This is a genomic window from Nocardia anocheti (assembly GCF_029675105.1).
In the GTDB taxonomy this organism is placed as follows: domain Bacteria; phylum Actinomycetota; class Actinomycetes; order Mycobacteriales; family Mycobacteriaceae; genus Nocardia.
Window position 1 is genome coordinate 368,982 of record NZ_JAQQFV010000001.1, and the last position, 14,766, is coordinate 383,747.

Here is a 14,766-nt window from a genome sequence, read left to right on the forward strand (position 1 = left end):
GGATGTCACAGCGAGGCATGATCCATGGCAATCATGCACCCGCTGTGACTGTGACAACTCCGTCCCCGCGAATCAGGAATGTGGCGGATGCGGCGCGTTCTCGATGAGCCCCGCCGCCCAGTTCACCGTCCACTGGGTCGCGGTGGTGCCGTTGCCGTCCACGGTGTTGGTGGCGTAGAGGGCGTGCACCGGGTTGCCCGCCGAGCGGATCAGCGCCGCCAGGCTGCCCAGCGCGTTGGCCGGATTGAGGGCCTCGCGCGGGGCGTCGCAGATCATGTCGCCGGGCGCGCAGAGGGAGTTCACCTTCGAGGCCAGCTCACCGAAACCACCGGGACGCGGGCCGGTCATGCTGATCCCCGGCACGTTGACGCCCTTGAGCGCCACCTCGGCGCCCTGACCCGTCGGCGGCGGGTCACCGATCTCGGTCGGCTGACCCGGACCGGTGTCGGCGGTGCGGCGCCCGTCGGCGATGACGGTCACGCCGAGCACCCGGTCGGCCGGGATCGGGCCGTTGCCCGCGCCGATCTGGGCGGCGATGTCACCGGCGATCACCGCGCCCTGGGAGAAGCCCGCGATGACGAAGTTCGTCAACGGGCATTCCCGGTGCCGCTGCGAGAGCACGTCGGTGGCCCGCGCGGTGCCCTCGGTACGGCTGACGTTGTAGGACGCCTGGCCGTCGGGCGGGAAGGCGATCGGGTTCGAGAACTGCGCCACGTAGGGCACGGTGTAGACCTCGAGCCGGTCGTCGGGGAACTGCGCGCGCAGCGGGCCCGACACGCTCAACATCAGCGAGATCGGGTTGGCCTGCGGGTTGTACGGATCGTCGTCGCTGGCCGACTCCCAGGTACCCGGGATCGACAGGAACATGACGTCCGGGCAGTCCGCCGACTGCGAGCTCGGCGGCGGCGGTGGCGTGGGCGGACCCGGCGGCGGCTTCTCCAGCCGTCCGGCCAGCAGGTACCACAGCAGCAGGACGACGATGATCGCCAGGACCAGCAGCGCCAGCAGGGTGAAGCACCCCGCGGGCCAGAACCTGCGGGTCCGTCGATTCGGCCGGGGCGTCACTAGCAGTAGGTCGAGGTCGCGGCCGCGATATAGACCTGGGAAGCCTTGTCGACGTCCATCTTGGACTCGTCGAAGTTGGCGTCGGACCCGGCGATCGCCGCGACGAACGGGGCGATGTCGGCGTCGGAGGCGCCGGTGGCACGGCTGGAACAGATGTAGTTGGCCGCGGTCAGCGCGATGTCCGGGCTGGCCGGGGTGATGCCGTTCTTGCTCAGCTCATCGAGGAACGCCTGGTCCTTGGCCGAAGCCGGGGCCGAGGGGGCGCTGGTCTCGGGCGCGGGTGCCGGTTGCTCGGGGGCGCTGGACTCGGGCGCGGCGGAGGAACTCGGCGCGTGCCCGCCGTGCTCGTCGGCCGAGGGTGCCGGGGCCTGCGTGGACGCCGCGGGGGCGCTCGCGCTGCTGGAGAGGGTGGGCGTCTGCGAGGCCGTCGAGTCGTTGCCGCCGCAGGCGGACAACAGGGCGACTGCGGCCAGCGCCGCGACCGATCCGGCTACCTTGCCAGGGATCCGATGCATGAAGATTGTTCCTCGATCGTTCGTCAGGGAAGCGGTCGCAGACCAGGCTAGCCGGACATCACGCCTGTTCGGGTGGCAGGCGGTGAAGTTCAGAGAGTTCTCAGCCCGGGCTCACACCCCGTGGACTTCGGATCTGCCGTCTCGCACGACGATGAACCCGGTTTGGAAGTTCTGCTGGATCCCGCCCGGCACGGCGAACTCGTCGCTCACCGGGAAGCCCAGTCTGCCGTTCTCGAAACCCTGCTTGCCCCACTCCTCCATCAGCGCGCCGTTGCGCACCGACCAGGCACCCGAGAGCGGACTCCAGTAGATGTTGCCGCCCTCGAACCGGCTGTAGCGGCCGAGATCCTTCAGCGGCGCCTCCTCGGCCACCGGGAATCCGAGCGGGCTGTTCTCGAAGCCGAGCTGGGAGTACTTGTCGAGCACGAAGCCCTGCACGCGATGGGCGCCGGTGGCCGCGCTGTAGAACATCGGCCCGTGCTCGAAGGCCTGCACCGCGCCGTCGCGGCTGGGCGTGGCAGCCTCGGCCGCGACCGGGTATCCGGCCGGGCCGCGCTCGTAGCCCTGCTTGCCCCATTCCTCGAGGAAGGCCCCGCGCATCACCTGGGCACCGGTCTCGGGGGTCCAGTAGATCGACCCGCCCTCGAAGCTCTGCGTCCGACCGCGTCCGTCGGGCAGGCCCACCTCGTCACCGGTCGGCAGCCCCAGCGGCGAGGCCGCCCCGCCGATCCCGGCGTACGTGCCGCCGATGCGACCGGCCACCGCGTGCGTGCCGGTGGCCGCCGAGTGGAACACCCGCCCGTGCTGGAAGTCCTGCGCCACCCCGGCGGCCGCCGGGTACTCCGCGCTCAGGCAGCCGCCGAGCCAGTTCGCGGCCTGCGCGAGCCCGGCGATCGCCCCACCCAGACCACAGTTCGCCCCGTTCGGATCGGTGCCCAGCGCCGCCGCGGCCTGGTTCCAGGACTGCCGCATCTCGAAATCCCAGTAGGGCCAGGTGTGCGTGCCGGAGGGCCGGTAGTTGGCCTGCACCGGGATCTCCAGCTTCTCCAGCTTGGTGACGAAGTTCTCCGTCGACAGCCGCGCCAGGATCTCCAGCCCCGTGCCCGCCCAGTTCTCGCTGAGCAGCGGCATCTCGCTGAGCTGGTCGTGGGTACCGGCCAGCCCGCTGCCGCTCGAGACGTACATGCTCACCCCGCGCAGCTTGTCCGCCAGCAGATACGGATCGTGCGCGGCCCACTCCGGGCCGCCGGGCGGACCCCACATGGCCGCCGCGTCGAAACCGCCCGCGTCCTTGTTGGCGAAGGTGATCGCCTGCGGCATACCGAGAGTCGTGGTGGTGAGCAGACCGGAGTAGGAGGCCACGTATTTCATCAGCCCGGGATTGCGTCCGGCCAGATTCATCGCGGCCGTGCCGCCCATCGAAAGTCCTTGCACGCCACGCACATCGGTGGTGCGCCAGTCGCGTTCGAGGATGGGCGGCAGTTCCTTGGTGAGAAATGTCTCCCACTTGTAGGTGTGTCCGTTGTCGGGCGAGAGCCAGTCGGAATACCAGCTCGACTGGCCACCCACCGGCAGCACCACATTCACGTTCTTGTCGGCGTAGAAGCCTTCGGCGTCGGCGTCTTTGGTCCAGCCGTTCTCGTCGTCCTGCGCGCGCAGGCCGTCGAGCATCAGCAGCATAGGGAATTTCGCGTCCGGCCGCGCGTGCCAGTCCCTGGCCAGCAGCATCTGCACCTGGATGGGGGTGTTCATGGCGGCGGAGTAGACCCACATCGCCACCCGGCGATCCGAGAGCCACTCGACCCGCTGCACCGCCGACACCGCGGGCATGGCCTGCGTCTGCGCCTGGGCGGGCACGGCGACGACGGGCGACAGCAGCGCCACGGTCGTGGCCGCGATTCCGAGGATCCGCCGCATGGGCGCTCGGACACGATGTTTCGACATGCGCGACCCTCCTCATCCCACCCCACGGGACAGCCTCACCCTCGGTTGTACCGCAGTGCGCGGCGATAACCGGGACGACACGCGAAAGCCGATGACAACGAAAAGACCGGCCCACCCTGCGGGTGAGCCGGTCTCCTCAGCGTTGCTGGGCGAAAACTGTCAGGCGCCCAGCGCGCCCAGGATGTGCGGACGCGCCTTCCACAGCTCGTCTTCCCAGTACTTCCACGAGTGGGTGCCGTTGGCGGGGAAGTCGAACACGGCGCTGATGCCCAGGGTCTTGAGACGCTGCTGGAAGGCCAGCGTGCTCACGAACGAGATGGCCTCGATGCCCATGGCGTTGGCGGTGTTGTACACCCCGCCCAGACCGGCCGGACGGTCGTGCTGACCGGGCAGGCCGTTGGCCGAGGAGATGAACATCGGCAGGCCGCGCAGCTCGGGCGCGAAGACCATCGGGTCCATCCGCAGCCACGCCGGGCTCCACGGAGCGGCCATGGAGTCGACGTTGAAGCGGCCCGCGTCGAGCATCATCACGCGGATGGCCTCACGCATGCCGGGGGCACCCCAGTTCAGCGGGCCCGAGAGCGAGGACGCGTGCTTGAACTGGTCACGGTGCAGGGCGGCCAGGCGCAGCGCGGCCGGGCCGCTCATCGACAGGCCGAGCACCGCGTTGTTGGTGCGGGAGACGCCGTAGCCCTCGAGGAAGGACGGCAGCTCCTCGGTCAGGAAGGTCTCCCACTTGTAGGTGGTCTTCTGGCCGTTGGTGTTCGAGGCCGAGGTCCAGTCGGCGTACCAGGACGACTGGCCACCGACCGGCATCACCAGGGTGACGTTGTCGTCGGCGAACTGCTGCATCGCGTTGGTCTCGAACGACCAGGCGTTCTTGTCGTCGCGGGCGCGCAGGCCGTCGAGCAGGTAGAGCGCGGCGTTGCCGCCGTTGCGCGCCCACTGCACCTGGACCTTCACCGGGCCCATCTTCGAGGGCACCATGAGTTCTTCGTAGCCACCGGCCGGGGCCCGCAGCGCGGGCGCGGAAGGCGCCGGGGCGGCGAACGCGGTCGGGGCCGCCCCTGCGGCGATCGGCAGCACCAGGGCTGCTGCGCCGACAGCTAGAATTCGATTACGCCAACCACGAGGTGCTGTTGCCCGGGACGCGCCCAGATCACCCTTCGGCGCGACGGCCTTGCCGAAACGCATGTGAATTCCGCTCTCTTTCTGCTGTTGTGGCATGCCAGACAGGTCTCATACATCGACTGGATCCCGACAAGCCAGCCGATCGATCAGGGTGAAACAACGATCTGGTCACACTTACGCTCGCTGGAGACTATTCCAGTCACGAATTAGTTGCAAGACCAACAGGTTCGGACCCGGGAACCACCGGAAAATAAACGCCCGGCACACGAATGTGCCGGGCGTTCGGGTGGTGGCGGATCAGCCGATATTGGCCGACAAGTCGGGGATCATCCGCAGGGCTTCGTCGTTCCAGTTGTTCCAGGCGTGGATGCCGAAGGGCGGGAACGAGTAGACCGCGTTGCGGGCGCCGAGGGTCGCCATGCGGACCTCGAAGGCGCGGGTGTTGGCCAGCGCCAGCGCCTCCAGGGCCATGCCGTTGACGGTGCCCATGTGCGGGCCGTCGGTGCCCGAGGGCAGACCCGAGGCGGCCGCGATCCAGAGCCGGGTGTTGTTGGCGACGAGGTTGGGCGCGAAGACGAACGGGTCCATGCGCAGCCATTGCGGGCCCCACGGCGGCGCCATGGAGTCGACGTTGTAGCCACCGGCGTCGAGCATGGCGATGCGGATGGCCTCGCGCATGCCGGGCGCGGAGATGTTGAGGTAGCCGGAGAAGGCACCGGCGAAGGAGAACTGGTCGGGGTGGTAGGCGGCCAGCGTCAGTGCGGCCGAGCCGCCCATCGACAGGCCGAACACACCGTTGCGGTAGCGGTTGAAGCCGAGCCGGTCGGCCAGGGCGTTGCGCAGGTCGCCGGTGAGGAAGGACTCCCACTGGTACCGGTAGCTCTTGCCGGGGCCGCCCGAGAGGGCGTTGGCCGCACCGGAACCGGAGTTCGGTGCGCCGTTTCCGGGAATGCCGAAGAATTCGCTCGGCGAGTTCCAATCCGCGTAGAAGCTGGACATGCCGCCGACCGGCATCACGACATTGATATTGGCCGCGGCGAGCGCGTTGGGGATATCGGTTTCGATCTCCCAGCCGTTGAGCGTCTCCGGCGCGCGCATGCCGTCGAGGACGTAGACCACGCGGTTGGTGTTGCCGTCGGCCGCGCGCAGCACGCGCGACTTGATCGGCCCCATCCCGGAATCGACCCAGAAGTCGAACGCGGCGCCGTTGAAACCGGCGGAGGCGGGAGCGGTGGTGCCACCCACGGCCGTCACCACGGGAACCAGCAGTGCCATCGAGACGCCAGCGGCCCAGCGCCGCACCCACGAACCACGGGAGGCAGTCTGCACGGAGCGATGCTTGCGGCGCAGTGTTCGCATTCGACTAGACCTTTCTCGGCTGACCGCCAGCGCAAACCCCGAGCTACACGGTCGGTTCCCTCATCGGGCGTCGAAATGGATCAATCCAGGGCAAAACGGACGATTCGAACTCGACGCATGCTCACTGTGTATCAATCGCTGAACGAATGCCTACATGTTGCTGGAAAGTGACCCCGAGCACAACTCGCGGTGACCTGCCGCTCATGATTCGTCACCAGCTTTCGCTCGGATCGTGACGTAAACGAAGAAAACCGCCCGGTGCGCGAGGCACCGGGCGGTTTTCTGTCGAGCGGGGTGGACTTATCCGATGTTGGCGGACAGGTCGGGGATCATGCGGTTGACCTCGGTCTCCCAGTTGCGCCAGTTGTGCACGCCGGTGATCGGGAAGTCGAAGTTGGCGTTGCCGCCGCCGAGGGTGGCCATGCGCACCTGGAAGGCGCGGCTGTTCACCATGGCGAGCAGCTCGAGCGGCACACCCTGGACGATCTCCATCGGGTTGGAGACGTCACCGGGGCCGGGGATACCGCTGGCCGCCGACACCCACACGCGGGTGCCGTTGGCCACCAGGCGCGGCGCGAAGACGAACGGGTCCATCCGCAGCCACTGCGGACCCCACGGCGGGGCCATCGCGTCGATGTTGAAGCCACCGGCGGAGATCATCGCCGCGCGCATGGCCTCACGCATACCGGGCGCGGAGATGTTCAGGTAGCCGGAGAACGAACCGGCGAAGCTGAACTGGTCGGGGTTGTAGGCGGCCAGCGTCAGCGCGGCCGAGCCGCCCATCGACAGACCGAACACACCGTTGTTGTTGGGGTTGAAACCCAGCCGGGCCGACAGCGCGTTGCGCAGGTTGTTGGTGAGGAAGGTTTCCCACTTGTAGGTGTTCTTCTTGCCCGCGACCTGGGCGGGCGCGATCGACGACCCGGTCATCGCGGAGCCGGTGGCCGCCGAACCGGTGGAGCTACCGCCCGAACCCGCGTCGATGCCGAAGAAGTTGCTCGGGGCGTTCCAGTCGGCGTAGAAGCTGGACTGGCCGCCGACCGGCATGACGACATTGATGTTGGCCGCGGTCAGCGCGCGGGCGACATTGGTGTCGATCTCCCAGCCGTTGAGGTCGTCGCGGGCGCGCATACCGTCGAGCGCGTAGACCACGCGCCCGGTGTTGCCGTCGGCCGCGCGGAAGATCCTGGACTTGATCGGCCCCATCTCGGAGTCGACCCAGAAGTCGAAACCGCTGGGATCGAACGCCGCCGTCGCGGTGCCGGTACTCCCGGCCACCGATGCCCCCAGCGGGAGCACCACAGCCAGCGACACCAGCATCGACTTCTTGAGCCAGTTGGCTCCCCTGGCTCTCAGACGTCCGCCACGCATTCTGTTTTGGGCCTTTCCTCGTGCGGTTCGCGCGGAACCACGGTTGCAAATGCCGCCGACTGTCATCCGGCACACCAGTGCGCCGACGGTGGAGTTCTCGTTGACCATATCGCTACATCGATAGCCTGGCGTTACCGAAAAGTGATTAAGCGGCGAATACCACTCCGAAATGCCTGGCCAGCCGCAGGAGAGACTACGTCAGCGCGGCGGCTGCGGGTGCGGATCGACCAATCCGCAGCGCTGGATCTCGTACTTGGGCACCCGATCGATCCGGTACTTCGCGAAGCTCAACGCGTGGCGCAGGTTGTGCTTGAACCGGTCGAAGGTCAGCGGGTCGCGCGTGGAGATCAGCAGCGCCTGCGTCTGCGGGCAGCCCATCGCCGCGCGGGCCTGGGTGACCCACTTCTCGTCCATGTACCAGGGCATCCACGGATGGATGTCGACCATGCCCGAATCGACCACCACCCAGTCCGGGTAGAGGCTCTTGTCGTGGCCGATACGCCCGTCCGCGAGCCGGTCCGAATGCGCGGCCAGCGGGTAGGCCAGGCCCATCGGATCGATGACGCGCACGTCCAGCGGGACGTTCATGCTGGTCATGCCCAGGTTCAGGAAGTAGACCGTGTGCCCGGCGCCGCCCTCGGGGATCGGCTGCGGTGGCGGGTCCAGGTACCAGAACGTGAACGAGGGCGAGTTCAGCAGCAGGCCGCCGTTGGGGTTGGCCGCGATATCGGTGACCATCGCGCGCATGCGCGCGTAGTCCAGGTAGTCCTCGGCCAGGATCGGGTGGTCGTGGCCGGTGTTGAGCACGTAGTAGACGCGCTCGTCGACGATGCCCGAGGAACTGATCTTGGTGCCGGTCTTGATGGCGGTGGTGTTGGCCGCGAACAGCGACCAGCCCACCGCGCCGAGCAGCGCGATCAGCAGCGCGACGAACGACCAGTCCTTGCGCGAGCCGTTGCGCGGCAGCCGCAGCGGCACCACGGCCACCGGCAGCAGCAGCAGGAACAGCTGGGTGAGCAGCATCCGGCCGTGCATGAAGTCACCGCCGACGCGCACCGCGTAGACCGTCAGCAGCAGCCCGCTGCCCAGCACCATCACCACGACCGCGCTCGGCGACCGCAGCCAGGCGCGCACCCCGCCGACCGACAGCTTCGGCAGCGCGAAACCGCGCGCGGCCCCGGCCACGATGCCCGCGACCAGCAGCACCAGCAGCGGAATCCACAGGTAGTACGGCCCGACGAGGTCCCAGAGGTAGGTCAGGCCCTGCCCCCACTTGGCCCCGCCCGCGTCCTTGGCGACCGCGGTGTTCGGGTAGGGCAGGCCGTAGTAGCCCATCCGCCAGATCTGATACGCGACCGGCACGATCCCGGCGACGAACACGATCAGCGCGCGCAGCGCGGTGGGCCCGAACCGGAATTCCGGCATCGGGGCCAGGAAGATCATGCCGAGCGCGAGCACGCCGATCAGGGTGGCCTCGGGCCGCACCAGCGGCGCGAGCCCGGCCAGGAACACCAGCCCGAGCAGGCTCGGCACCCGCACGACGGCGGCCTGACTCCACCGGATCATCAGCCACCACAGCAGCCCGACCCAGCAGATCACCAGCCCGCTCTCCAGACCGGAGGTGGCGTAGTCGCGCGCGGGCGGCAGCGCGATGTAGACGAGCACGCCCGCGGGCAGCAGCAGCTGGGTGGCGCTGCCGCCCCACAGCCGCGCGGTGCCGAGCATGGCGAATACGACGGCCAGCAGCGAGACCGTCAGCGCGACGCCGAGCACCACGTACTCGAGCCGCGCCTGGGTCAGCCAGCTGAAGAACCAGACCACGTAGGTCCACGCGGTACTGGTGTTGGTCTCGACCCGCTCGTCCATGTTGAACACCGGGCCGTGACCGGCGAGCAGGTTGCGCACGGTGCGCAGCACGATCAGGCCGTCATCGGCGATCCAGCGCCGCTGCCACGCGCCGACCGCGAAGATCACCGTGGTCAGCACGATCCCACCGACGAAGGTGGCGCGGGACAGGACTGTGAAACGCGCGGCCGGACGCGCCGACTCGTCGTCGCGTAGCCGCTCGTATTCGGTTGAATCCTGCTCCGCTACCACGATCTCGTCAGGTGAGATAGACAGCGACACCTACCGCTCCGATCCAGGCAATAGCGAGGAACTGCAGGATGCGGTCCCCCAGCGCGATCTCTTCGGGTTCACCGGCCTCGCCACCGTCGACGTCGACCGCGTAACGCAGGATTGCGATGGTAAACGGGATCATGGAGATCGAGTACCACTGGGTGTCGCGCAGCTCGTCCTGCTGGAACGCCCACAGGCCGTAGAAGATCACCACGGCGGTGGCCGCCAGCGTCCAGATGAAGCGCAGGTAGGTGGGCGTGTAGTACTGCAGCGACTTGCGGATCTTGGCGCCGGTCTCCAGCGCGATCTGCAGTTCGGCGTAGCGCTTGCCCGCCGCCATGAACAGCGAACCGAACGCCATGATCAGCAGGAACCACTGCGACAGCGCGATATCGGCGGCCGCGCCACCGGCGACCGCGCGCAGCAGGAAGCCCGAGGACACGATGCAGATGTCGAGCACGGCCTGGTGCTTGAGGCCCAGGCAGTAGGCCAGCTGGATGCCGATGTAGATCGCCATCACCACGGCCAGGTGCCAGGACGCCAGGAACGAACCGGCGATCGAACCGACGAGCAGCACCGCCGCCAGCGCGTAAGCCAGGTTGACAGGAACGACACCGGCCGCGATCGGCCGGAACCGCTTGGTCGGGTGCGCCCGGTCGGCCTCGACGTCGAGCGAGTCGTTGACCAGGTAGATGCCCGAGGCCGCCATGCAGAACACCACGAACGCGATCGCGACGTGCACCAGCACGCCACCATCGCTGATCGCCTCGGGGCCCACGGCCAGCGGCGCGGCCAGCACGAGCACGTTCTTGACCCACTGACGTGGGCGGATGGCCTTGATGACGCCGCCGACCAGGGTCTTCGGCGGGCCCTTCACGACAGCCTCGTCCAGGACGGCGGCGGACGGTTCTTCGCTCATCTCAGCCAAGGTTCTTTCAGTTGCGGTCAAGGTCGGAGTCTCTTTTCGGCGGCTAGCACGGCGGCTGCCGACGCGGCCCCCAAGGCGGAACCGGCGAGCACGTCGGAAGGGTAATGCACGCCGAGCACGACCCGGGACAGCAGCATCGGCGGCACGAGCACCGCAGGCAAGGGTAGCCCGGTGAGCCTGCCGAGCAACACAGCCGCCGCCGTTGTCGAGGTCGCGTGCGAGGACGGGAAGCTCAATTTGCTCGGCGTCGACACGTTGACCTGCACCGCGGGACTGTCCGGACGCGGGCGCCGGACGATCCGCTTGATCACGATCGACGCGGCGTGCGCGCCGACCGCGCCGACCGCGACACCGGCCCACTGCCGACGGCGCGGCTTGTCGACCAGCCAACCCGCCGCGGCGATACCGACCCAGCCCAGCGCGTGCTCACCGAAGTGCGACATGCCGCGCGCGGCCGAGACGACGGCCGGGCTGGTGCCGATGGTGTTCTGCACGGTGTTGATGATGCCGACCTCGAGCGGCACCTCGATGTACTCGTCATCGCCGCACGCGCAGGCGCACTCGCCGCCGCAGCCTTCCTCGATCAGCTCGAGCTCGGGCGTTTCGGGGTTGATCGCGTTCACTTCTCGGTTCCTGTCTGGAAGATCTTCTCCCACGCGGCCGTGCTGGTGAGTTCGGCGTGCGCGGCCCGGTAGCGCTGCTGCATCTCCGGGAAACGGGCGGTGAGCTCCTTGCGCAGGCGCAGGGCTTCCTTGAGTAGTTCGGCGGCCTTGCGCGGGTCGCGCTTGCGGTAGACCACGCCGCGCCCGTCGGCCGTCGTCACGGTGACGCCGTCGACCTGCGAGAGCAGGAACCAGCGCGCGTCCAGCGTGGGGACGTTGAGCTGCGGGGTCTCGTGCGCGGTCGGGTCGGCCTTGCGGAAGTTGTGCACCACGCCCTTGGCCAGGCGCGCGACCTTGGCGATCGGGTTGCCCGGCTCGCCGGTCGCGCCGACGCCGTGCCGGTTGGCCAGCGGCAGCTCGGTCGAGGACGGCAGCACCACCGCGTCCGGGTACTCCTTGCGCATCGCGTGGATCTTGCCCAGCGCGCTGGGCAGCAGGTCGAACAGACCCTCCGGCCCGGCCAGGAAGTCGCGGATCGCCTCGTTCTGGATGGCGACGGTCGAGTACTCCAGGCACAGCAGATGCTTGAGCGTGGCCTTGACGGTGTTCACGATCATCGGCTTGCCGTCACCGGGCAGGTGCAGCGAGGCGACCACCAGGCGGTTGCGCAGGTGGAAGTACGCCTGCCAGTCGATCGCGTCGTCCTTGTCCGACCAGGCCATGTGCCACACCGCCGCACCCGGCAGGGTGATGGTCGGGTACCCGGCCTCGCGGGCGCGCAGGCCGTATTCGACGTCGTCCCACTTGAGGAACAGCGGCAGCGGCTGCCCGATCCGCTCGGCCACCTGACGCGGGATCACACAGGTCCACCAGCCGTTGAAGTCGACGTCGATGCGCCGGTGCAGCAGCTTGGAGTTGTCGCGGTCCTTGAGCGGGTACTTCGAGAAGTCGTGGTCGTACTCGACATTCGGCGCCGAGGACCACATGAAGATCCCGCGATCGACGACCTCGCCCATGCTGTGCAGGTGCGAACGCTCCTGGAGATTGAGCATCTGCCCGCCGACCAGCAGCGGCGACTTGGCGAAGCGCGAGAACGCCAGCGCGCGCAGGATCGAGTCGGGCTCGATCTCGATGTCGTCGTCCATGTAGACGATGTACTCGGCGTCGGTCTTCAGCGCCTCGTACATCACCCGGCTGTACCCGCCGGACCCGCCGAGGTTGGGCTGGTCGTGGATGCTCAGCCGGTCGCCCAGGGTCGCGGCGGCCTCGGTGAAGCCGGGCTCGTCGACGACCTTGCGGTTGCCCTGATCGGCGACGATCACCCCGGCGATATTGTCGAGCACCAGCGGGTCCGAGCCCAGCGCGGCCAGGGTCTTCACCAGGTCGGTGGGCCGGTTGAAGGTGGGCATGCCGACCGCGATGCTGCCGGTGCCCGGCGCCTCTTGCGCGGCGTAATAACCACCGGACAGCAGCGTCACGGCGGTGTCGGTGGTGATGTCGAACCAGATCCAGCCACCGTCCTCGAACGGCCCCAGATCGGTCTCGAACTCCACGAACACCGAATCCGCGGCTCTGTCGAATTGGCCGAACTCGCTGTCCCCTCCGTGGTTACGCTCCGCTTCCGCCTCCGGGGCCTGAGCTCGTCCGGCAAGCTCGACGGCGAATTCCTTGCCCTGCACGTGGATTCGCGAACCGTCGGCCTTCGAGCGGTACACGTCCACCCGCCCGTGTCCGGCCAGCTCCAGCCGCAGCACCACCGAGTTCAGCACGCTCCAGCGCCGCCAGTAGCTGGCGGGCAGCGCGTTGAAGTAGGTGCAGAACGACACCTCGGACTCGGCGCCGATCGAGAGCGCGGTCCGGCTGGTGGCGTGCGCGCGGCGGGCGTTGGTGGTGGATTCCTCCAGGTAGAGGGTCCGCACGTCCAGGGGTTCGCCCGGACGCGGCAGGATGATCCGCTGCAACAGCGCCTTGGCGCGCGTCTCGGTGTTCACGTCTTCCAGCACCGGCTGCGCGCTCATGCCTCCACCTCGCTGGCGCTCGGCTCCAGCATGACCGCGATGGCGGCTGTGCTCATCTGTCGCTCGCTCATGCCTCGTCCACCAGCGTCTGACCCGACTCCAGGTGCGGACGCAGCACGTTCTCGAACATGCTCAGCGCCGAACCGATCGCCATGTGCATGTCCAGGTACTGGTAGGTGCCCAGGCGGCCGCCGAAGAGCACCTTGTTCTCGGCGGTCTCCTTCTTGGCCAGCTCGCGGTAGGCCAGCAGCTTGGTGCGGTCCTCCGGGGTGTTGATCGGGTAGTACGGCTCGTCGCCGGTCTTGGCGAAGCGGGAGTACTCGCGCATGATGACCGTCTTGTCGGCCGGGTAGTCGCGCTCGGGGTGGAAGTGGCGCGGCTCGATGATGCGGGTGTAGGGCGCGTCGGCGTCGTTGTAGTTCATCACCGAGGTGCCTTGGAAGTCACCGGTCTCGAGCACTTCGGTCTCGAAATCGATGGTGCGCCAGCCGAGTTCGCCCTCGGCGTAGTCGAAGTAGTGGTCCAGCGGGCCGGTGTAGACCACCGGCGCGTCCGGGCTGGCGGCGCGGACCTCGTCACGCACGTCGAACCAGTCGGTGTTCAGCCGCACCTCGATGAGTTCGGAGGCGGCCATGTTCTCCAGCCACTTCGTGTATCCCTGCTTGGGCAGGCCCTCGTAGGTGTCGTTGAAGTAGCGGTTGTCGAAGGTGTAGCGCACCGGCAGGCGGGTGATGTTGCCCGCGGGCAGTTCCTTGGGGTCGGTCTGCCACTGCTTGGCGGTGTAGTCGCGCACGAACGCCTCGTAGAGGGGACGGCCGATCAGCGAGATCGCCTTCTCCTCGAGGTTCTGCGCGTCGGCGGTGGACACCTCGGCGGCCTGCTCGGCGATCAGCGCCTTGGCCTCCTCCGGGGAGAAGTACCGGCCGAAGAACTGCGAGATCAGCCCCAGCCCCATCGGGAACTGGTACGCCTGCCCCTTGTGCAGGGCGAACACGCGATGCTGGTAGTTCGTGAACTCGGTGAACTGGGTGACGTAATCCCACACCTTCTTGTTCGAGGTGTGGAACAGGTGCGCGCCGTACTTGTGGATCTCGATACCGGTTTCCGGTTCCGGCTCTGAGTAGGCGTTGCCGCCCAGGTGGTAGCGGCGGTCGAGCACCAGCACCCGCTTACCCAGCAGGTTCGCGGCACGCTCGGCGACGGTCAGCCCGAAGAAGCCGGAGCCGACCACGATCAGGTCGTACTGGTTGGCCGGGGAGGAAGAAGGCGATGCGGCGGTCACGGGAGCCCAGCGTATCGGAAGACCACAGATTGTCCCGGCGGAGTCACCGCCTATCCCCCGACCAGCCCCGATACCACCACCTCAGCGGTAGTGCTGCGGCGGAACCGGCGGGGTGTGCCCGAGGGGTTGCCCACCGAACCCGTCCGGCACCCGCCCAGCTCCTGCTCCCTGCGTCCTGCCCTTGACCACGGACACCAACACCAGAATCAGCAGCAACCCCGCCAGCACGGCCCCGGCCCCGGTGATCCGCGTCCCGGGCTGATCACCGAAGAACAGACCGAAGAGCCCATGACCCCATCCCCGGCTGAGCACAACGTGGTGCAGCATGATCGTGAAAGTCGGCGGCGCCGTAACCCGGTGTGCCGTAGCCGTGCTGGGGTCCGGGCGTCGCGTAGTAACCGGGTTGGGCGGCAGCGGGTGCGTACCCGGGTTG

Annotated in this window: 12 protein-coding genes; all 12 read right to left on the reverse strand. The window is 68.1% G+C overall.

Going from position 1 to position 14,766, the window contains the following annotated elements; all coding sequences use genetic code 11:
* Positions 1-72 precede the first annotated feature (72 nt).
* Positions 73-1,071: a cutinase family protein gene (locus QC180_RS01830; protein WP_474646383.1), complete on the reverse strand. Its 999-nt coding sequence runs from the start codon at positions 1,069-1,071 to the stop codon at positions 73-75.
* Positions 1,065-1,580, reverse strand: a complete 516-nt coding sequence (locus QC180_RS01835) for a DUF732 domain-containing protein (RefSeq protein WP_278260777.1) — start codon at positions 1,578-1,580, stop codon at positions 1,065-1,067. Before QC180_RS01835 ends, QC180_RS01830 begins: the two co-directional genes overlap by 7 nt.
* Before the next feature lie 111 nt (positions 1,581-1,691).
* Entirely contained in the window at positions 1,692-3,524 is a 1,833-nt protein-coding gene (locus QC180_RS01840) for an alpha/beta hydrolase-fold protein (protein ID WP_278260778.1), read from the reverse strand.
* A gap of 159 nt (positions 3,525-3,683) precedes the next feature.
* Positions 3,684-4,718 carry an alpha/beta hydrolase gene (locus tag QC180_RS01845; RefSeq protein ID WP_278260779.1) on the reverse strand — a complete coding sequence of 345 codons (1,035 nt, stop codon included), beginning with the start codon at positions 4,716-4,718 and terminating at the stop codon, positions 3,684-3,686.
* A gap of 234 nt (positions 4,719-4,952) precedes the next feature.
* On the reverse strand, positions 4,953-6,014 hold the full coding sequence (locus QC180_RS01850; protein WP_278260780.1) for an alpha/beta hydrolase: 1,062 nt from the start codon (positions 6,012-6,014) through the stop codon (positions 4,953-4,955).
* A 300-nt stretch (positions 6,015-6,314) separates the two neighbouring features.
* Positions 6,315-7,385, reverse strand: coding sequence for an alpha/beta hydrolase (locus QC180_RS01855; protein ID WP_278260781.1), 1,071 nt, complete (start codon positions 7,383-7,385; stop codon positions 6,315-6,317).
* A 198-nt stretch (positions 7,386-7,583) separates the two neighbouring features.
* On the reverse strand, positions 7,584-9,512 hold the full coding sequence (locus tag QC180_RS01860) for an arabinofuranosyltransferase AftB family protein (RefSeq protein WP_278260782.1): 1,929 nt from the start codon (positions 9,510-9,512) through the stop codon (positions 7,584-7,586).
* Positions 9,490-10,422 (reverse strand): decaprenyl-phosphate phosphoribosyltransferase, encoded by a 933-nt coding sequence (locus tag QC180_RS01865; protein WP_278260783.1) that lies wholly within the window; start codon positions 10,420-10,422, stop codon positions 9,490-9,492. Before QC180_RS01865 ends, QC180_RS01860 begins: the two co-directional genes overlap by 23 nt.
* A 26-nt stretch (positions 10,423-10,448) precedes the next feature.
* Positions 10,449-10,961, reverse strand: a complete 513-nt coding sequence (locus QC180_RS01870; protein ID WP_278261178.1) for a phosphatase PAP2 family protein — start codon at positions 10,959-10,961, stop codon at positions 10,449-10,451.
* Positions 10,962-11,050: 89 nt separating this feature from the next.
* Positions 11,051-13,051, reverse strand: a complete 2,001-nt coding sequence (locus QC180_RS01875) for a glycosyltransferase (RefSeq protein ID WP_278260784.1) — start codon at positions 13,049-13,051, stop codon at positions 11,051-11,053.
* A 67-nt stretch (positions 13,052-13,118) separates the two neighbouring features.
* The gene (gene glf / locus QC180_RS01880) at positions 13,119-14,333 is read right to left on the reverse strand and encodes a UDP-galactopyranose mutase (RefSeq protein WP_278260785.1); all 1,215 of its coding nucleotides are present in this window, start codon (positions 14,331-14,333) and stop codon (positions 13,119-13,121) included.
* Positions 14,334-14,414: 81 nt separating this feature from the next.
* A complete protein-coding gene (locus QC180_RS01885; protein ID WP_278260786.1) occupies positions 14,415-14,660 on the reverse strand; it encodes a hypothetical protein in 246 nt (81 codons plus the stop codon).
* Positions 14,661-14,766 lie beyond the last annotated feature (106 nt).

Excerpts from the sequence above, each read along its gene's own strand:
- QC180_RS01835 (WP_278260777.1), bottom strand. The coding sequence starts at position 1,580 with ATGCATCGGATCCCTGGCAAGGTAGCCGGATCGGTCGCGGCGCTGGCC.
- QC180_RS01840 (WP_278260778.1), bottom strand. The coding sequence starts at position 3,524 with ATGTCGAAACATCGTGTCCGAGCGCCCATGCGGCGGATCCTCGGAATC.
- QC180_RS01845 (WP_278260779.1), bottom strand. The coding sequence starts at position 4,718 with ATGCGTTTCGGCAAGGCCGTCGCGCCGAAGGGTGATCTGGGCGCGTCC.
- QC180_RS01850 (WP_278260780.1), bottom strand. The coding sequence starts at position 6,014 with ATGCGAACACTGCGCCGCAAGCATCGCTCCGTGCAGACTGCCTCCCGT.
- QC180_RS01855 (WP_278260781.1), bottom strand. The coding sequence starts at position 7,385 with ATGCGTGGCGGACGTCTGAGAGCCAGGGGAGCCAACTGGCTCAAGAAG.
- QC180_RS01865 (WP_278260783.1), bottom strand. The coding sequence starts at position 10,422 with ATGAGCGAAGAACCGTCCGCCGCCGTCCTGGACGAGGCTGTCGTGAAG.
- QC180_RS01875 (WP_278260784.1), bottom strand. The coding sequence starts at position 13,051 with ATGAGCGCGCAGCCGGTGCTGGAAGACGTGAACACCGAGACGCGCGCC.
- QC180_RS01885 (WP_278260786.1), bottom strand. The coding sequence starts at position 14,660 with ATGCTGCACCACGTTGTGCTCAGCCGGGGATGGGGTCATGGGCTCTTC.